The sequence below is a fragment of the Alistipes sp. genome (assembly GCF_020026455.1).
Taxonomy (GTDB): Bacteria; Bacteroidota; Bacteroidia; order Bacteroidales; family Rikenellaceae; genus Alistipes.
In genome coordinates this window covers 207,700-227,775 of sequence record NZ_JAHHQJ010000002.1, presented here as the reverse complement: position 1 = coordinate 227,775, position 20,076 = coordinate 207,700, and the positions used below count along the sequence as shown (strand labels likewise).

Sequence of the window (20,076 nt, the reverse complement as noted above, 5' to 3'; positions counted from 1 at the left end):
TGAAATTATATGACATAACTCAAGTTTCTGATTTAGATTTATGCTGTTTTTGCATAATTCCTCAAAGCCACAAGTCTCTCTTCTTTTTCTAAAACTTGTCGTAGGATATGTTCAGAATCAGCTTCTAGAACTTCAGCGATTACAACTACAACTTCTAGTATTATATTCCAGATTTTCTCAATTACTGTAATTTCTTTCACTCCGGCATAGACATCTCTGAACAGACCTCCTATGGTTTCGTAATCAAGTGACCTTTTTATCATTGCTAAAAGATTGTACCGTATCATCACCAAGGAAACATGAGAGATTTGTGAGGAAAAATCACGTGCAGAACATGAAGCCAAACCTAATACCCTTTTGGAGTCTGAGAAAAAAACTTCAATGGACCATCGCATAGCATAGATCTCGTAGGCTCTTAGAAAGTCCAGCTGCATGTCTGTGGTCAACAGGACTTTCCAACCCTCCTTCTTGCTTCGTCTGCAAAAGAACAACCGTACAGAGTATCCATCCAGAGTGGCATCGAAAGAAGCATGGTGACAATGATAGCGACGACTATATCTGATACTCTTCGATTTCACAATTTTAGCAATCAGCGCCTTGGCTGAAATCTCTCCATATGTCTTAGTCTTATATTTGGTGTTTCCTAATTTAGCCATGCCCGGCAGGTGAAATCTCCTGTGTGAGTGACAGACAAATTTTATGAGTCCCTTGCATGTAAACCAGCTGTCTACCAGTAAGTAATCGAAAGGTATCCTGGCACGTATGCATCTTTTGACCATCTCAATAAGTTTCTCGCCCTTGCCCATGAAATATTCATTTTTCCGCTTGGCTGAACAGGAATCCTCATCCCGCTTACGTTGGTATCTTGCCTCTCTTTGCTTTGCGGTCAGTCCTTGCTCCTTTCCCTCGACTTTTCCTGTTTCTCCATGAAGCGAGGCGTCAAGAATAAACTGACTGCGGCCATCACTCCAGCAGAGTGCAAGCATCTTATAACCCAAAATGCAGCTCTGGTGCACATGGGAAAAGATCTTTCCGATAGACTCTATATGCAGACCTGACTTGGGAAGGTCTGTGTCATCAGCTATCAGGACTGAAGGCAATGTACTCTTCCTATAGTCCTGCCGACAGGTTACATTTGAAATCAGTTTTACTGTTATGCGGTAGATGATATTGCGCCAGTCTATATTGTCTTGAGACATGAAGGAATATAGCATGTCCTTTTTACCTCCGAACATTCTACTTAAGACTGAGCCTGAATAATTGAAGGCATTGACCACTGAAAAAAATGGCATGAGAACAAGAAGCTGGAACACCTGCAGATTGGTGAGCTGGCAATTTTCACGTTTACGACCTCCGAGGTCAGCATTACCCAGATGTAGAGATTCCACAAGCTTGTTAAAGGTAGAAACAACGAGCGGAAGACGATTTTTATTGAATAAATTACAGATTTCTGATGGAATATTAGTATTTTTGCTCATGGCTTTAAGTATTGAGTAGTTATGTTTGACGACATCTAATTTACTCATTTTCCATAACATATGGGGTACTTAAAGCCCTTTTTATTTTACAAAAAATCTAAATCAGAAACTTGAGTGACATAATATTCACTTCTACAAACTTTTCTCAATCTTCCTTCCAAGGAACTTATATTGCTAAATATAGAATCCTCTACCAAACAAACGATGATGAGAATAAAGCCAATATTCCAATCACAAAATGACGAGAATAATTTGTATATTCTCGTCATAAAGGTTATTTTTGCGCAAAACAAATAGCGAATGAGACCGATATACATATGGCAGCAGCCTGCATGGCCGAAATTCACATGGGATGATTCCCATCTTATCACATTGCTTTCCGAAGTGCAGAATTTGGAAGGACGGATATATGGCATGATGAGCGGATTGGGATTCGACATGCAAAGTCATGCGTCATTGGACGTCATGACCGAAGATATTCTGCGTTCCAGCGAAATTGAGGGTGTGATACTCAATTCGGAGAAGGTCCGCTCTTCGATAGCGAGACATTTGGGACTCGACACTGTGGGTATGCCCGTTCCGGACCATTATACGGAAGGTGTGGTGCAGGTGATGATTGACGCGATAAATAACAGTCAAAGTCCATTGACTACCGAAAGGTTGTGCAACTGGCACGCAGCGATGTTTCCAACCGGAAGAAGTGGAATGTATGCGATAAAGGTGGGTGAATACAGAACAGGTGCCGAACCTATGCAGATTGTCTCCGGGGCCATGGGAAAAGAGAAGGTTCACTATGAAGCCCCGCCGTCAGAGGTGGTGCCGCAGATGATGGAGGACTTTATGGCCTGGGTAAACGGATGTCAGACCATTGACCCTGTATTGAAGGCGGCGATAGCCCATTTGTGGTTTGTGGCAATACATCCTTTTGATGATGGAAACGGAAGGTTGTGCAGAACAATTACAGATATGCTGTTGGCCAAGGCCGACGGATACAAGTTGCGGTTCTACAGTATGTCGGCGGAGATATTGCACGAAAAGAAATTCTATTATGAAGTATTGGAAAAGACAACAACGGGAACCACAGATCTGACCCTCTGGCTGGAGTGGTTCTTGCAGACAATGAAGTCCGCCATTCTTCGTTCTCAAACTACGGTGGAGCATATTGTCCGTAAGAGTTCTTTCTGGCAACGTAACAGGCAGGTGTCGATGAATGACCGACAGGTAAAGGTCGTCAATATGATGTGGGAGGGATTTGAAGGAAAACTCACCTCTTCCAAATGGGCCAAGATAACCAAATCCTCACAGGCCACGGCACTCAGAGACATTACGGATTTGATAGATAAAGGAATCTTAGCCGTTGCACCGGACGGAGGTCGCAGCACCAATTATATTCTGAATGAGAACGAGGAATAATTGATAAGAATCCGTGATAGAACATTTGTTCTGTCACGGATATAATTTGATGCTATTAGTCCGAATCGAAAGCAAACAGCGACTTTGGAGCTGTCCCGCCCTCCGCACGGAGCAAGGTTTTTTGTCGGACAAAACGGAGTTTGTCTGACAAAAACACACCTTGCCAACAGATAGCGGTAAAACGGGAGAAGCCGTTGCCTTCTGTCCGATTTCCCTTGAAAATGACTGTAAACAAAATTGCAGAAAGAACGACAAAAACGCATGACAACAAAACGTCTTGACGACAAATCTGCAAACAAACATGTCGGCAAGTCGGCATAACGACAAAACGACAAGTCTGTTGTCGACAGAACCGGGGATATATTCGGCGATGAGGGAAGGACTAAAGTCCCCGACTTTTCTTCCGTGGAAGACATTGCGTCTGCACCCGCTGTCTGTCGGACTTTGGGGTCTGCCGTTGTGACGGCTGCCGCTGGAGGCAAAGGTATTCGTTAAGGTCCTTGCAACCGCCATAGATGTGTGAGGCATCTCGTATCTGTCGGGTGCCGGCGTATTCCCTTCGGATTTGCTGCAGGGCTTCCATTCCCGCACGGTCATTGTCCAGGAAACAATGGATGCGCTCATAACCGCCCAGCGAATAGAGGGCTTTGGGGACATTGGCCGTGGAGTTCAGAACCATGTAGTCCTGTGCATCGAGTTCGGGCATGTCAGGGCATCTCTCGAAACGCAGGGTCAGAAACGAAAGGTAGTCGATGAACCCCTCGAAAACGTAACATGCACTCCTCTGTTCTCCCGACTGGCGGATATGGGATATTGCCTTGGGGGCGATGCACCCCTTGAAATAGCGGTTGCGGATTTCATATCCGCCCGACAGGTTCGGGAAGGCAATGGCAAAATACCGTTTGCCGTTATGAGTGAAGCGCGCTTCCCTGCATTCTCTTTTCGCCAATGCCGTATTTATGCCCCTTTCCTGCAGGTAATCCAGCAGGGCAGATGAAGAGAGCGGTGTGATGTTCAGTTGTTGGAAACACGGCTCGGAAGAGGATTGCCAACCAAAAGAGAAAGATACGGGGCGAAGCCAAGGGGTCTGTTGTTCGATGCGGTTCAGCAAGTAGGGCAAATGGTCGGAGGCGTAGAGATGCTCCGCAAGGGCGATGATGTTTCCACCCTTGCCCATGCGTAGGCTCGGTACAAGACGCCTTGCCGCCTTTCGGCAGTAGGTTTCCTCATACCTGCCCCCAAACCGTACTTGCATGTCTCCACGCATACGGCTCTCCATTGATAACATGACTTTATCCTGCATGGCTCTGTATTTTTGCATTACAACTTGTGCATACGACCAAAGTCTTTCGATGTTTTGCGAGCATCAGTTTTTCCCATTCCGTATCTCCTTTCAGATGATTCAGATTTCTTACATGATGCATTACAACAGGACCGACTTTCCCACACAACTCACATTCCTCGGATTTTAACCTTTCAACCAGCGTTGGTTGTGGTACTGTGATTATATATGGGATATTGTCCACATCTGCGAAAGACGATGGCAGTTTGCGTTTGAAACCTTCATTGTAGAATACTCTGTAACGTAGTTTACCTTTTGCATCGTGATACGGAACAATGATGTCATTTCCTTTTTTGTATTTGTCAATGACCTTACTGATTGAACTGTTTGTTTTTGCTGCAATGGTATGATACATACTGTATTCCATAATGTAGCCAAATTTAGAAGCTGCATACGAGACGTTATTGGCTATACTGTAATAGTTGTAGAATCCTCTGATTTCAGAGTTGTACCGTGCTACTATGTCTTCTATTTTCTTTTTCATCAGTTTGCCCCTCAATTTAGGAAACCACGTTTGAACCCCGTTTTCCATCTTATATTTAATGGCTTCATAGTGTTCCAATCTGTTTTTTACAGTTTCTGTGGCTACCTTGAGGACAACTGTACCATTGAAACTTCGGACTGGTACATTGAACTTGTTACGTTTGGTTACGTCAGTTTTACGGACTAAGACTTCATATCCGAGAAATTTTGCAGGCTTTTGAGCGTTTGTTATCAAAGTCTTTTCTTGCGACATTTCCAAATGCAGACATTCTTGCATATATTGAGTTATGTCAGACTTGATTTTGATACAGTCCGCCTTGCTACCAATAACACCGATTAAAAAATCATCGGCGTATCTCGTGTATTTCAGTCTTTTATAGGTATCGTCCATATAATCCCTACATGTAACCTTTAGCCGTTCACGTCTAAGTTTCTCATATTTGTCTTTAAGTTGTTTCGCACTTTCGGCATCTTTCGCACTTTCAATCTCAGCTTTCAGTTTGTATATCTGTTCGCTGAGTCTTGAATACTCCTTTGTTAGATGTCTTTCTTTTCCCTTGTTGAAATTACGGGTATATTCTTCCATGTACTTATCGAAACAGTCAAGATAGATATTTGCCAATATAGGACTTATTATACCTCCTTGCGGTGTTCCCGAAAAGGTGTTATGGTATTCCCAATTTTCAATGTAACCAGCATTCAAGAACTTACGGATGAGTCTGAGAAATCTTTCGTCAGAGATTCTTTTCCTCAGAATTCCTATCAATACATTGTGGTCGATGTTGTCGAAGAATCCTTTGATGTCTCCCTCTATGAACCACTTTGTACTTTTGAATGTTTTTTGTATGCGGGTTAAGGCGGTATGGCAGCTCCTGTTAGGTCTGAATCCATGTGAAGAATCTTCAAACACTTCTTCATAAATAGCTTCGAGAATTGTCCGTACTACCTCCTGCACAAGCTTATCCTCAAAGGAGGGTATGCCAAGCGGTCTTTTCTTGCCGTTTTTCTTGGGTATATACTTTCTCCTTGCCGGATTCGGCTTGAAAGATTCATCCTTTAGGGATGCGATGATGCAGCTTATTCTTTGAGGGCTCATTTGGTCTATTGTCTTACCGTCAGAGCCGGGTGTCATATTTCCCGGCTTTGCATAGATGCGTTGGTAAGCCATATAGAACATTTCCTCGTTGAACAAAATGCGATACAATCTTTCGAACTTGTAATCCGAAACTTTGCCATGCTTGTTTAAAGCTTTTAATACTTGCTCTGGACTTCTCATAATGTCTCACACATTTTCCGTTGTTTGTATTAAGTTATCTAACTGCTTCCCTTCGCCATGTACAAGGCTTTCCCTTGCTCGGACTACTACGGAAGCTCCGTTCCCATGTCAGATATTCAGAGCCTATGCTCATAGCTTTTCAGCATTCTGATTTAGGGAATCCCCATTTGCTTTCACAATAACTATTTGGCGCGACTGACTGTCGGATGCGACTTACGTTCTATATCCGCTTATTGCGGTTGCTCAGAAGCCAGTTCTTGCCCTGTTGTAATTTCGGTTTACATAGGGTGCTTCTGCCCGACATTTCAATTACCTTACGTCGGGGCCGGTACAGGTGCCGCAGAACTATCGTTCAACCAATCAGGCTTCATCCTTGTGTCTGTCTTTTCCTCTTGCCATACAGTCGCAGCGTAGTAATTGGCTGACTAATGGCTTTACTGACATGCTTCTGTCACCTTTGGGTTTCCCCTCCAGCTAAGTCGTTGAGGATAGGTCTATTTGAACTCTAACCTAATCTCTTGCCAAAGAGATATTTATTGTGTAGCCTATATGGGCGCATCGAAGTCATACCACAGGTTACGCTCGGTGTTCACCTTGAACGAGGCTTCCCGCTCGTTGCGGAACGGGGATTTATACCAGAGGTTGGGGCCCTGCTGCTTTACGGGACGGTACCCCAGACTGAGCAGGTAGTCCGCAAGGCGGATTTGTTTGATTTCCTGTAAGGTCATATCGATAATGGATTTGATGGTGAATAAAATAATGATGATTTGATGAATGTGTAAATCAATACACTGAACAACAAGTATCGAACGCTTCATCAGCAGCTCATCGGAATACTCACCAAAAGAGGAACACCCATTTCTCTTTTCATCGGTTCGATATTGACGATGAGTATTTGATAAGAGCGTATGTATTTGTAAGATATGTTTTTAATGCCGTTATTCATCATTTCATCAAGATGAATCATAAGGTGGCAAGTTGTTCTTTAGTAATCGTGTAGAACCGTCCGATTTTTCTTGTCGAAGCATAGGAGCGTTCACTACCGACTACCGCCTCATAAGTGGTGTAGGAAAGTGAGTTGGGGGCCGGAGACAGCTTCCACGACTCCTGCACCACTTTCCGCACTTGATACTTTTCCGCCTTCACCTGTGAGACGAAGAGCAGGTTTATCAGATCGTTCAGACAGAAAGAGACGCTTTCCACATTCATTTCGGCCATAATGTCGAGGAACAACTCCGTCATCTCGACTTCCACACGGTTACGGTTACTCCGGATAATTTTCTGCAGAGCGGCAGTATGGGTCTGTTTCGGGTTGAACCACATGCGGCTTTGCTTTTCCGTTGAAAGCGTCCTTTGTGTCAGAAAAAAGAGGAAGGCAGGGATCTCCGCTTTTAACTTTTGCAGGAAATTCGTGTCGTCGTTCTGCAACGGGTTGATCTTCCTTACCCAGTATCGAGTCTCCCCGGCATCAATGATTACAGGCAGATGTTCGTTATTGGAACACAATACGAACTTGGCGAAGAAGGCTATTTCCGTACGGTCTTTCCCTTTGGCTTCCACCTTGTAGTTGAAAGTGGTGCTCAGATTCTTCAACCGCTCGCTGTCTTCACGGCGGTTGAGTAACACCTCGTCCACTACAATGAGCAGCTTGCCGGCCCAATCGGAATTGAACTGACTGCGGAAATCCTCGTTGGTATTGAATGTCACATTATCCCCAAATACGGCTTTCAGAAAATTTAGGAATGTACTCTTGCCCGTGTTCCTTTCTTCCGATACCAGCAGCAGAATCGGTAATTTCTGTATCGGTTGCAGATAGAGCAGTTGCAGATAGTCCATGCCGATTTCATACTGTTCGTCGAAGATGTGCCGCATCAAGGAGGTGATGTGCGAAAAATCTCCTTCCTGTGGTTGATGGGCAATCGGTTCATAGAGATTCAGGAACCCGTCGATCTCTTTTTGGTAGTTCAGATGGTTGGGAACGGTACAAAAACCGTCATACTTCGGTACAGAGGCAAGATAATTCTTTCCGTAGTCCTGCCTAAGCGTACTGTTGTTCCATATCATGCGTCTTTTCTCATGTCCACCGTTAGCGCAGGGTTGCTTGACGACTTTGTACAGTGTCGTTCCCACACGCATGTATTTTTCTTCTTTCATAGGCTCAAATCGAAGGGGTGCGTTCTCCCAGGATTTTCTGTATGTCCGACTGTCGGTATCTGACCTTGTTGCCGATTTTCACGGGTTTCAGATAATTTTTCTTTGCCCAGTGCCAAAGGGTGGTGTCGCACACATCGCACATCTTCCTCACTTCCTCCTTGGTGAGGTACTTTTCCTTTTTCGCTTCCGTCATGAGGGTGGAGAGTTCATGCTGGGCACGGCTGATCAGTTGGTTGGAAAACGCAAGCAGGTCTTCTCCCGTCACCTCTAGTTTGATGTTTCCGTTGCGGAGGATTGTCATCAAGTCTGTCATAATTTATACGGTAACTGCCGGATATGAGACTTCTCGTTTCGGCAGCATGATAAACGAAAAGCCACTGCCCCGACAGGAGCAGTGGTGCAAATATATAATATTAATTAATTGAAAATCAACAATATTTAATACGTTAAATTCGCCGAATACAAAAACGAATCAAACGTATTTCAATCGAACAGATAGGCCTTCAGTTCTTCTATGGCGGCGAGGTCTTCTCCTATGTCTTTCATCAGTTTTCTGCTGTTCCCCCAAGGGGAGGTTAGGTTTCGGTATGCTTTCTGTATGCCTCTTTCGTGTACGATGTTTATTCCCTCATATTGCCGTTGCAAGGCGTTTCTGAAGGTTTTGATAGGGCAAGTGTACATGAAATGGCACTCCACCAAAGCGATGTACAGACGGGCGATGTCCGTTTCCGAACCTTGAGTCTTCAACCGCTCACCAATCTTTTCAATGATATGTGCGTTGCCGATCAGAAGTTCGGGCAGCGTGCGCACATCCGCCTTGCGGCCTACCGTTTTGTTAGTGCCTTTGGTTGAAATATTTTCCGAAGTCGACAGCTCTTCTATCGACCATTCCACAAGACGGTTTTCTTCGATGGCCCTCTGCTGCCGTCTAAAATCCGCCCACTCCTCTTGGGTTCTCATGCCGCTGCTGATGCTCTTTTTTATGATGTATCGGATCATGTGCGAGACGAGCCATCTGTATAATCCTGAAATATCCTCTCTTCGAATCAACTGTTCGCCCTGTTCTACCATACACTCATAACTTCGGCCGTAGTATAACCATGCAATCATGGCCGGAATGATACTTTTGGGAGACGAGGTCTGAAATTCGCCGATAATCTTCGCAGCGAGGTCTGATTGCAGAATCAGGGTCTCCAGCTCTTCGAAATCATGATGTCTCTCGTCGCAGATTCTTTTGCCGATGACTTGTCTGTATTTCGGTACGAGCCGTGTGGCTGTGTTGAAGATTTTGAAGAATCCCTTGAAATTCTTGTCATTAATCTCCCTCACAAAGGCGGCATACTCATCGGGGTGGCTGTCGAGCCACTCCTTGATGAGTCGTTTGAAGTTATCGTATTCCTGCTGTCCCATATATGGTTAGTCCAATAGTTTGACGAGGTCCTTTTTCATCTCTTCATCAATATCTCTGTACCGTCGGAAAGCCTTGCTGCCCTCCTTGTGCCCCGACAATGCAGAGACCAGATTGGGGTCTTTCACTTTCTTGTAGATATTACCGATGAATGTCCGCCTTGCCAAATGGCTGCTTGCCACTTCGTAGAGCGGTTTTTTTACCTCGTCGCGTGTTAGCGGATCTAAGATAGTGACAATACGGTCTACCCCCGAAAGTTTAAATATTTTTTTTATCGCATCATTGTATTTTTGTTCGGAGATGAACGGCAGGAGCCTGCCCTTATGGCCCTTGTAGCGTTCAAGGATCTCTTTGGCCTTGTTGTTCAGCGGAACACGCACCGTTACGGGATTTCCCTCCTTGGTCTTCTTGGGTATGTATTCGATGGCTCCATCGACCACGTTGAGCTGGGTCATGCGGTAGAGGTCGCTCACACGGCAGCCGATAAGGGTCTGAAAGATGAAGATGTCCCTCTGTATTGCTAGCTGTGGAGTGGCTGAAAGATTTGCATTGAAAATTCTGTCCCTTTCTTCAAGGTTGATATAAATAGGGGTTCCGTATTTGCACTCCTCTATCGGAAACTTGTCAAACGGTCTGTTGGCGGTCAGCTTGTTGTCGAAGCACCACAGAAAGAACGTGCGTATTCTCGAAAAGCAGTCGATCAGCGTGTTTTTGCTTCTCGGTTGTGGCGTGCGCTTTTCGGGGATAGTTGCATAGATACTCGGGTAAAGCCGACAATATTGGTATTCGTTCTGAAAGAAATCCCACATGTCCTGTAAAGTATCGGAGGTCACCGTATCAACATCAAGGACAAAATCCTTCTGTCTTTTTTTTGTGGTGCGCACATAAAGTTCATATCTTGCCAACGCCCGCTGTATCACACGGAAATTCTTTTTGCGGACTTCGGATAACGGGTGCTTGTCCAAAAAATTATTGAAAAGTTCCCCTATATTCGGTTTTATGACTATCTCTTCGGGGAGACGGTACTTTTCGGGATTGTAGTATTTGTCCAACGAGAGTTTTAGCCATTCTTTGTCGATGTCGTCCTTCTCAGCTTGGAAGGATTTCTCCATGAAAGTTTTCAGATTCCTTATTTCTTCGTTTATCTCGGAACGCAAACCATTATCGCATACGGCCTTGGTCTTTACGCACTCTCCTTTGTCATCCCACAGGTTGGGATTGATTGAAAGCTGGGTAGGAGCAACAGAATCAAGCTGTCTTCCATTTCTCAGACGGATATAAATAGTTGCGGTTGATTCAGTATCATACCGTTTGGCCGCTTTTTTAATGATGAAAGTTACTTTCATAGGCTTACAGGTTAAATATCTATCTGGATGCAAATATAGATATTTCCCCACATTTTCCCCACATCTGCTAAATAATTTGCAATCGGATTAATTCGGATTAAAATTCAATATGATTGTAAATAGTTGATATATAGTTGTATTACTGTGTTTTTCTACATTTTCCTTTTTACCCATATTTCCCCTACTTTAATTATTTCAAATGCGGCTCCGGGTACGCAGAAAGAAACCCCAATCAACGATCATGCTGTTGGTTGGGGTTTTTGTTCTATGCGCCGTATCTGTATCGTATCCGCATATTGGCCGGAGGCAGGAAACCAAAGGAGGTTTTATGGCTCATCATCGCTCTTTCAGATCGGCAAACCAGTAGGAGTATGTCTTCACGGTTCCGTTGTCGAGAGGGATGTCGTAACTTTGCGAAAAGGGTTCTCCCAGCCGGAACGGAATAGGATTTCGGAAGATCGGACCGTCGTAACAGAAGGTATGGTATTCGCCGTTTTCGCCGTTGGGATCGACATCGTTCGGCAGAGAGTCAATAAACTCCCGATTGATCTCCCGACCGATGGCTCCGGCTCCAAGGCCGTCGGCCATGGTAGTTACAACAACAGTGCGCAGTCCCGACTTGAGGAAATCGGCAATTACTTCCCCGGAGGTCTTCCCCCAAAGCGGTTCAACGACATCGATACCATGAGGAGCAAGCTGATCTTCACGATATTTGCGCACGTCGTGCAGGTGAATGTCTCCGAAAATAAAATGGGTAACACCTTGTGCCTTGAAATGCACGACAGCCCGGGACATGGCCGCCCCGTAATCTTCCATGTTCCCTTTCGGGGTCAGGTCTACAACATGAAGGGGGATCCCGATGCTGTCGGCTTGCGCCTGCAACAGCGGAAGGGGAATGCCGTGCATCGTCGAACGTCGTGTCGCGCGATTTACGGTGGTCAGCAGAGCCACGATTTCGTATTTGTCCGATTGCTGCGCCCGCAGCAGGGCATGGGCGGAATCTTTTCCCCCGCTCCAGTTGAAAACCGCTCTTATCCGTTTTCTGTCACCTTCTGAGCGGGTCGATGCCGTTGCATCCGTAATCGGGAGGTTGCAGGTCTGGGGGGTGATCTTTGTGGAGCCAAGCAGCATGGAATCGTACCATGCGAGATACTCCTCCTCTGCGCGGAATCCGAATGGCGAGCAGCCCCAACCGCGGCCGTAGTCGGGATGGAAACGGCAATGTCCTCCGATGCGTTCGGCATCGCGGAAGCGGGCGGTGCAGTCGTCGGCAGGCAGTGTCGCCGTGGGATCCGCGGCGGTATATCGGAGCGATGAATTCATGGGACAAAGATAATCCGTTTTTTTGGTTTTGGCGGAGATGGGTGCATCTCATATCGCAGCGTGAAGCGCTCTTTCAAAACAAACCGCAGTCGCTGCTGCAGATTTGTTTTTTTGGGGGGGGCGTTGGGATGCGGAGATGCAAAGGGTGTCGGATGCAAACCCCGCATCGTCCCGCTGCGGTGAAGGCTCCCGTGCAGGACCCGAACTTTTCCGCCGTCGGTCCGCAGGGATCGGGACAAAGTGGAGGGACGGGATTTCGTTCCCTTCGTGATGTTTTGTTCGCCCTGGGGCGGATGTGCCGCTGAAGGGCGGCACATCCGTTTCGGGCGGACAGATCCGCTGATGGGTCAGAACGAAGCCGGGAAGAAAACGCCGGCCGGGAAGTGGGTGTAGTTCTGATAATCGGCGACCATGGTTGGGGCTCCGTTGCTCAGGTTGTACACCGAAATATCATTGGTGAGGAAGCTCCAGCCGTATCCCAGGATCGTGTTGAAATAGTATTCGCCGGTTGTGGGATGTACGGCCGGCATGCTGTAAATCATCCCCCAGTTCGGGATGTTCGACTTTACATCGCCGAGCGTCTCCGTGGTATTTGTGGCGAAATCGTGACGGTAGATCGTTGAGGTGTTGTTGCAGAAGTAGATCTCGTTGCCCTTTGCTGAGATGCCGGGCGTGGCTCCCCAGCCGGACGAGACGCCGCCTGCATTCAGCGAGTGCTTGTCCATCGTGTAGTCGGAGGCGGAGAGCTTGATGATCTGAGCGGGGTTGGTCGAACACGAAACCCACAGATAGCCCTCGGTGTCGGACTTGATGACTCCGGTCACGGCTCCCTCCATGTTAATCGTCTGCACGACGGCTCCGTTTTCCAGCACGAGAACCGACTTGTTGGCCGGGGCGAAGACCTTGTTGCCGACGACGGCCATTCGGTTTTTCAGGGCGCCTTTCGTATTTTTCACAGCGGTGAGGGCTTTCGAGTCGAGATCGAACGTCCAGATGCCGGCATTGTCGCGGATGTAGGCCGTGCGTCCGATGACGGCCACATGCGAGGGCCAGGAGAGTCCGGGGAGCTCGTCCTTGCTGAATTTGGCGGTGTTTTTGAGCGTTTTGGCGTCGGCCTCGACCAACATGCCGTCATTGCCGCCGTTCTGGGAGATGATGTACATCTTGTCGTCGGTGATGAACAGGTCCTGAGTTACATTGCCCAGCTCCGAGGAATTCATCCGCCAGTAGGCGTGGTCGATGACGTGTCCGTCGGCGGTGATGTGGATGATCGAGCCGTTCTCCGTCGTCATGTTGCCCTCGTTGAGGACGAATGCCGCTTTGGGGTCGGAGAAGTCCACGGCGCAAATGCGTGCCGAAGCCAGCACCGTCTGGCCCTTGGCATCAATGGCGACAAGCGAGAGAATTCCCTCCGTATAGTAGGATTGGGTGAAAGCCGGGGCCTTAACTTTTATGCTCTTGGTTTTCAGGTCGATATCGGCGGTCCATCCCTGCGGCGTGTTCATCAGGTCGACGGCCGTGACATCCCCCGTGAAGGTCAGCGTGCGCTCCTGGTCGAAAGCGAACAGGAAGTAGTTCTCCTCTCCTTTCGAGCCTAACGGCAGCTCTTTGGGATAGACGAACGCGAAACCGGTCGTCGAGGCTTTCGGGATGACGATGGTCGTCTCGCCGTCGGCCAGTGTGAAGACTACCTCGGAGTCGCCGTCCTTCACGTCGGAGAAGATCGAATCGCCGTTGGTGCCTTCGGCTTTGACACCCATTGAGGTCCAGTTTTGTCCACCGTCGGTCGACATCTCCCACTCTTTCGAGTCGGGGTTGATGCGCAGTTGCGGGGTGATACCGTCGGCACCGTCGGCTTTGATCTTATGCCCGTCGACCTCGATGATCACACCGTCGAGCGCCCAGTAGTAGACCCCGTCCTCGTCTTTCTTGACGGACAGAGCCGGAGCGTCGGTTCCATTTTTACCGTTGGAGATCGTGGCTGTCGTTCCGTCGGAGAAGTTGATGGTGCATCCGGTCTCCGTTTTGTCGACGGAGGTGATCCTCACGTTGTCCTGCACGGCCTCGACCAGTTTTCGGAGGGCTTCGATGTCGGTGTTTGCCTTTTTGACGGCCTCTTCCATGGTTTCCACACGACCGCTCAGGTCGTTTACGGTGTTCCATAAATCGTCGTCGTCATACGAACAACTCCATGTCACAACACCCAGGAGGGCAATTGCAAGGAAGGTAAATAGTTTTTTCATGTCTGTAATTTTTTATTGGGTACTATTCGGAACAAAACGAGAAATGCTTGCCAACGGCAGCAATCCTTTGGCAAGCACTTGAACTGTAGGAGTAATGATCCAGGCCGGTGCAAGGCTGATTTTCCTCTCACCGCAAGCAGATCCATTATGTCGTATCCCAGTCATCATTAGCGTCAAGTTGACTACTGCACGACGGGGTGCGCGGAACAATCAAAACGGGGGAAGTGCGTTGCAATATGCGACAACCGAACCTTTTGACTCCAACCCGAAACCCGCGGGGTGCAAATCGGCAATGATGTACAGACGGGGAGTTGGGAAAAATCAAATCGGGGGGGAAGCGTTACGATAACGTTAGCCAGGCTTTTGATTCCGACCCGAGACCCGCAGGTGCAAATCATTGGTTAAGGCAGGTCTTCTGACTCGTCCCGTTTATCGCCGCCTTCCCGGTATGAACCAGTGGCAAAGATTTGGATAAACATTCTCCCGAAGGAGGGGGACTTACAGCAGCGAGTACTGTTCCGGATTCCCACCGGATTCCCTTTTCATCCTGTCCGGCGACTCCGGACAAGAACCTTGACTTCGCAAAGATAATTATTTTTTCAATGTTGTTATCCCCGTAACAAAAAAATAACCGGGCAAAGAGGAAATTTTTTCAGGATCTTCTTTAACTTCGGTGCTTGAGCTGCCCGGCCGCCGGGACCTCCTGGCGTACCTGTTCGGCAAGAGCCGCCCTTCCGCGCTCCGGCCGTTCGTCCCTCCCCCTCTCTCCCGGCACTGTTCGGAATAAGGCTTCCCTATCCACAAAATGATCCGGAAGTTTCGGCTTTTCTGACAGAGTGCGGTCGCTGGGTCTATTTTCTTTTCCAGACGATGTAGCTTATATTTTCGGGAATGCGCCGGCGGGCCGTATAGTAGTTTTTGTCGCCGAATTCATGGCGCCTGCCCTCCTGATCGACGGCCCAGCCGTAGGCGGACGAACCGACCAGATAGACAGCCTGTTCTACGCCCAGATCGACCAACGCCTGCGCAAAGTCGTGGAATGATTCCGGAGTTCGGGTTTCGATCATGAAGATTTCCCCTTGGCGGTGGCAGATTCCCCTGCGGATGGATTTTCCCCGGGGTGCATTTTCGACCAACGTTCCATTGTCAACCAGCGGGTATTGGCGGAAGAAATACCCCTCCCTTTCCGTGGCCTCTTCGAATAAGGGGGAGTTTTCGGCAACCCCCACGGTCACGACTCCCCCGATGGAGGCGCAAAATCCTTTTTTGGACACACCCCACGACCGGGGAGTCCCCTTCAGGACAAAAGCACCGACGATGCCACCGTTGTCGGCCCGGATGTCGGCGGCCTGGGCCGCATAGATCACCGACGAATCCTGCCGATCCATTCGTCCGACATGCAGCGACATCCCGGCATTGTGCGGAATGTAAATCCGCAGAGGAATGTCGTTGATGAGCGTGTCCCGAATCTCGGTGAACCCCCTTGCCAGGGAATCGACCCGGGCCCCGAGCCATTCGCTCCGGATCGGTTCGGGTGTCGCTTCGGGTTCGAAGTAGGCCGGTTCCGGTTCTGCTTCCGATGCTTTTTCGTGGCGCAACGCCGTGATGAAAACAGCCCCGCCGATCAGCAGCACACATCCCGACAGCATGAGCAGCATGATTATCCGGAAACGCCGTGAAGGCGTTTTTCCCCGGTCGTCCCCGCCGATGATGCGAATCTGATCGTCCTTGATATCCTTGAATTCTTTCATGCTTGCTTGGCCTCCTTCTCCAAAAGTTCCTTCAGCTGCTTCAGCGCCTCCTTGGATGCCGTCACCGTGTGGTTGAATGTGTTTACGTCCGAGAGGATCAGCTTTTGCTTCGGGATATTGATGTAGTAGATGTATGACCGATTGATGATCAGACTTTTCCCGATGCGGATAAAGACGGCGCCTTCGCTGCCGAGCTGAGTGCCGATCAACTTTTCGATTTGCCCCAATTGGTACGATACCATGCGCACCTCGCCGTCCGTCTGCACGATGGTCGAATAGTTTCCGTCCGAGGCGAAGTAGACGACGTGATCCGGTGCTATCCGCACCAGATCGATCGAAGTCGATATGATCAATTGTTTCTTCACCTTCTTGCTTTGCAGGACAAAAATACGCCTATTATTTCAGAAAAGGAAGTCCGTCATCCCGCAATGTATGTAACAGCCTTCGGAATGTACCAAATTCTCTTGCCCGTCGGGTGCCGCGCGGCCCTTCCCGCTCTATCCGTTCCAGACGACCGATTCCGTGTCGTGGAAAAATCCGCATACGAGGGTCAGGTACTCGGGCATGTGGCCCCCGCTACCCCACTTCAGCTCGATTCCGAACAGCTCGGAGACGGTGCGTGCCACGTCGAACCCACAGGCCTCGAGCGACGGACGCACCAGCTCCGGATGGCGGCAGGGCCTGCCTTCGGGACGCGTGCATCTCCCTTCGGGACAGTGGATGCACGTTCCGATGTAGGCGAACGAGCGTCCGCCGTATTGTCGTTCCATCTCCAGCAGCCGCCCTTCGAGCCGCTGCCGCTCGGGAAGAATCAGACGCCCCGCTTCTGAGATCGGGAGCCCCGGCTCTTCGGGGGTGATTCGCGTGGCGATGAGCAGCGCCGTGCCGTAACGCGTGATGTACTCCTCCATATCGAATCCGAACGGCGGACATCCCCAGCTGCGGCCGTAGTTGCCGCACTCCCGACAATAGCCGCCCACCCGTTCGGCGTCGCGGAAGCGGGCGACATACGCCGCAACGCTCAATTCCGCCGTGAAATCCCGGGCGGAGTATCGAAACGAATGATCCATAAGGCAAAGTTATGAAAAAAACCGTCATTTCTGACGGTTTCCGTAGTATTTGCCGTGGGAGCCGGCCGTAAGTCGTTGCATGGCAGACAACGCTGAACTAATCTCTGAATTTCCGGCCCCCACCGGCAAAATGGCTTTGCGTCACGGCTTGCGCCGGAACAGCTTCGTGATGTCCTCCATCGTCCCGTCGGGTCCGATCCGATAGAGCCGCTGGTTGGTCGTCGGCGCCGTCAGCGGACCCAGCGCTTCGACCCATCCGCCCAGCTTGATGTAGTCGAAAGCCGTTGGCTCGAGACCTTCGGGCAACTCCTCCCGCCCCGAGTACCAGGCCGTGCGCAGCGCCGGGCGGATTTTCCGAACACGCCCCGCCAGCCGGGCGATCGTGTGCGGCTCGGCGTCGCCGCCCATGAATGCGACACAGGTCACCGAACCTCCGTAGCGGGCCAGCAGCCCCTGCAACTCCGCATCGTCGAGCACACGCCCCTGGTTGGCCTGCAAATGCGGGCTGTGACATCCCGGACAGCGGTTGGGACAACCCGTGATGTTGATGGCCAGGGTCGTTTCTCCGGGAATCTCGGCGAAGACCACATCGAAATTGTGATACCGCACCATCCTACTCCGCCTTGGCGTAATAGCGCCGTGCCGCCTCCTGCTGGCGTGCGGCCGAGAAGTTCGAGACGCGTTTCATGTATCCGATCACGCGCGTCAGGTAGTCCACATCGTCCGAGTGGCATGCGGGGCACTGCTTCAGGTAGCGTTTGTCGATGTGCCCGCACTTGTTGCACACCGTGTTGGGGATGTTGAACGTGAAGTAGTTGCACCCTTCTGTAGCCGCCACGCGCAGCAGATGGCGGTACTGTTCCTTCGAGAGGTGGTCTTCGAGGTTCATGTGCAGGGCCGATCCGCCCGTGAGATGCTCGATGTAGCGGCGTCCGTGGAGCCGGAACTTGTCGATGATGTTCAGCGACTCGTCCTCCACGACGTAGAAATAGGAGTTGTAGCAGTCGCGCGGCACGGCATATCCGTCCTCGCGGTCCCATTTGGCATGCTTCACGCCAACGTTCTCGGCCGGGATCATCTCGCAGTTGAACATCACCTCCTTCGAGCGGTATTTCCTGTTGTAGCGCTCGATCAGCCCCAATATCCCCTGCACGAATGCGGCATAGTCGTCGTTGTCGTCGATGCGGATACTCAGGAATTCGGCAGCCTCGACCAGGCCGTTGACGCCGATGGTGAGATACTGGCGTGCGAGGTTGATGTAGCCCGCATCGAACAACGGCAACATGCCCTTGGCCTGCAACTCCTTGAGATTTTCGTTGTAGGCTATCTGCACCTTGTGAACCAGATCCACGATCTCCTCCAGATGGGCGAGGTAGTGCATGCCGTTTTTTACGGCATACTGGATGCAGCGGTTGAGGTTGATCGTCAGCACGCTTTTCGACCCGGTCGAGACGCCTCCCGCACCCAGCGTGTAGCTGAATCCGTTGTCCTGTATTTCGTTTCGTAGGCGGCAGCACGACGACAGCGAGTCGGCATTGTCGCTGATGTAGGTGAAGAACGAGTGCCCTGCGGCATACATTTCGGCCGTGAAGTCGCCCCACTCCCGGTCCATCACATCGCCGTCGCGGGTCAGCAGGGCCATTGTCTCGACGGGGAAGGTCAGCACGGTCTTCGTGCGTTCGCGGTTGAACCACGTCATGAAACGTTTCTGCAGCCACGAGAGCGATTCCCAATGGGGCTTTGAGCCGTCCGGAAAGACGAACTCCCCGAAAAGCGACTCGAAATAGTATCGGTCGTAGTAGGCGACGTTCCAGAACACGGCCTGGAAATTGCGCGCTCCGGTTGGCTGGTTGATCGAGTAGACGATCTGCTCGAAGCAGTCGGTGATCATCTTGTCGATCGTGCGTCGTTTCTTCGAGAGGTCGACCACTTCGTCGGCACGCGTGTAGTAATCCGGGCCGTACTCCTGTTCGATGAAATAGTTCATGTACATCAGGAATTCGGGCGTTGCGCAGGCTCCCGAGAGCATCGACGAGACGATGAAGACCATGTTGACAAACCCGCCGCAGAACGACTTGAGGTTGGTCGGCCGCGTCGAGTTGCCGCCCACCGACAGTGTGCCACCGAGCAGCCACGGGTACATGGTGATCGAGGCGCAGTAGTTGGCCATCGACGTTTCGTCGTTCTTGTAGATGAAATGGTTGTTGAGCAGCCTCAGGTATTTGTCCGACAGCTCCTTGCCGTACATCTCCTTGATGCGGTCGGTCAGCAGGCGCCGGTTCAGGCGGATGAAGTTCCGCTTCGGGAGCTCTCCGATCAGCGTGGCTATGTTCTTGTTTTCGACGTTGGCGTTGGCGTCGTATTTCGACCCGGTTGCGGGGTTCTTCGCGTCGCAGTAGTTGATGAGAAATTCGAGTTTCTCGCGGTCTTCGCGGTCTTCGGAGTGCTTCTGGCGGTAGAGCATGTAGCTTTTGGCCACCGCGAAATAACGTTCGGCCATCAGGGCCACCTCCACCTGGTTCTGAATCTCCTCGACCGACATGCCGTCCGAGACGCGGACACGGCTCAATACCGACGTGAGGTCGTCGTCCGTGGCATATCCTCCCACCGAGAGGAAGGCCTTGCTGATCGCGCGTTTGATCTTTTCGACCGAGAACGGAACTCGTTTTCCGTCGCGTTTGACAATGTAAATTTCCGAAATGCCCATATCTATCCCCTATTTAGTGTGCCTGTACGGAGTGAATCCCGGCTCACTTCTGCAGCGTCCGCAGAACAGGTCGGCATTCCTT

At 50.0% G+C, this 20,076-nt stretch carries 15 protein-coding genes, 1 pseudogene and 1 riboswitch; of the genes and pseudogenes, 1 reads left to right on the top strand and 15 read right to left on the bottom strand.

Annotated features, from left to right (window positions below; genetic code table 11):
• Positions 1-38: 38 nt before the first annotated feature.
• Positions 39-1,526, bottom strand: a complete 1,488-nt coding sequence (locus tag QZ460_RS02170) for a transposase (protein WP_290539943.1) — start codon at positions 1,524-1,526, stop codon at positions 39-41.
• Positions 1,527-1,778: 252 nt separating this feature from the next.
• Between QZ460_RS02170 and QZ460_RS02165 the strand changes: the two genes are divergently transcribed.
• The gene (locus QZ460_RS02165; RefSeq protein WP_290539942.1) at positions 1,779-2,891 is read left to right on the top strand and encodes a Fic family protein; all 1,113 of its coding nucleotides are present in this window, start codon (positions 1,779-1,781) and stop codon (positions 2,889-2,891) included.
• 382 nt (positions 2,892-3,273) lie between these two features.
• Here the strand turns inward: QZ460_RS02165 and QZ460_RS02160 are convergent, their stop codons facing one another.
• The 14 genes and pseudogenes from QZ460_RS02160 to nrdD all read right to left on the bottom strand — a co-directional run bounded on the left by QZ460_RS02160 (position 3,274) and on the right by nrdD (position 19,994).
• Positions 3,274-4,194: a toprim domain-containing protein gene (locus QZ460_RS02160; protein WP_290539941.1), complete on the bottom strand. Its 921-nt coding sequence runs from the start codon at positions 4,192-4,194 to the stop codon at positions 3,274-3,276.
• Positions 4,184-5,992, bottom strand: a complete 1,809-nt coding sequence (locus tag QZ460_RS02155) for a reverse transcriptase/maturase family protein (protein ID WP_290539940.1) — start codon at positions 5,990-5,992, stop codon at positions 4,184-4,186. Before QZ460_RS02155 ends, QZ460_RS02160 begins: the two co-directional genes overlap by 11 nt.
• Before the next feature lie 560 nt (positions 5,993-6,552).
• Positions 6,553-6,720, bottom strand: a pseudogene (locus QZ460_RS02150) (DNA primase); the annotation flags it as partial.
• Positions 6,721-6,955: 235 nt separating this feature from the next.
• The gene (locus tag QZ460_RS02145; protein WP_290539939.1) at positions 6,956-8,146 is read right to left on the bottom strand and encodes a DUF5906 domain-containing protein; all 1,191 of its coding nucleotides are present in this window, start codon (positions 8,144-8,146) and stop codon (positions 6,956-6,958) included.
• A gap of 4 nt (positions 8,147-8,150) precedes the next feature.
• The gene (locus QZ460_RS02140; RefSeq protein WP_290539937.1) at positions 8,151-8,459 is read right to left on the bottom strand and encodes a helix-turn-helix domain-containing protein; all 309 of its coding nucleotides are present in this window, start codon (positions 8,457-8,459) and stop codon (positions 8,151-8,153) included.
• 170 nt (positions 8,460-8,629) lie between these two features.
• Positions 8,630-9,556, bottom strand: coding sequence for a DUF6043 family protein (locus QZ460_RS02135; RefSeq protein ID WP_290539936.1), 927 nt, complete (start codon positions 9,554-9,556; stop codon positions 8,630-8,632).
• A 6-nt stretch (positions 9,557-9,562) separates the two neighbouring features.
• Positions 9,563-10,900: a site-specific integrase gene (locus QZ460_RS02130; protein WP_290539935.1), complete on the bottom strand. Its 1,338-nt coding sequence runs from the start codon at positions 10,898-10,900 to the stop codon at positions 9,563-9,565.
• Between the two features lie 336 nt (positions 10,901-11,236).
• Positions 11,237-11,983, bottom strand: coding sequence for an adenine nucleotide alpha hydrolase (locus QZ460_RS02125; protein WP_290539958.1), 747 nt, complete (start codon positions 11,981-11,983; stop codon positions 11,237-11,239).
• A gap of 587 nt (positions 11,984-12,570) precedes the next feature.
• Complete coding sequence (locus tag QZ460_RS02120) at positions 12,571-14,466, bottom strand: DUF5074 domain-containing protein (protein WP_290539934.1); 1,896 nt, start codon at positions 14,464-14,466, stop codon at positions 12,571-12,573.
• Positions 14,467-14,853: 387 nt separating this feature from the next.
• Positions 14,854-15,057: riboswitch (cobalamin riboswitch) on the bottom strand.
• 260 nt (positions 15,058-15,317) lie between these two features.
• A complete protein-coding gene (locus QZ460_RS02115) occupies positions 15,318-16,217 on the bottom strand; it encodes a hypothetical protein (protein WP_290539933.1) in 900 nt (299 codons plus the stop codon).
• Positions 16,214-16,582, bottom strand: a complete 369-nt coding sequence (locus QZ460_RS02110; protein ID WP_290539932.1) for a LytTR family DNA-binding domain-containing protein — start codon at positions 16,580-16,582, stop codon at positions 16,214-16,216. Before QZ460_RS02110 ends, QZ460_RS02115 begins: the two co-directional genes overlap by 4 nt.
• A gap of 132 nt (positions 16,583-16,714) precedes the next feature.
• A complete protein-coding gene (locus QZ460_RS02105) occupies positions 16,715-17,287 on the bottom strand; it encodes a DUF2284 domain-containing protein (RefSeq protein ID WP_290539931.1) in 573 nt (190 codons plus the stop codon).
• 141 nt (positions 17,288-17,428) lie between these two features.
• Entirely contained in the window at positions 17,429-17,899 is a 471-nt protein-coding gene (locus tag QZ460_RS02100; RefSeq protein ID WP_290539930.1) for an anaerobic ribonucleoside-triphosphate reductase activating protein, read from the bottom strand.
• Between the two features lies 1 nt (position 17,900).
• Entirely contained in the window at positions 17,901-19,994 is a 2,094-nt protein-coding gene (gene nrdD, locus QZ460_RS02095) for an anaerobic ribonucleoside-triphosphate reductase (RefSeq protein ID WP_290539929.1), read from the bottom strand.
• Positions 19,995-20,076: the final 82 nt, after the last annotated feature.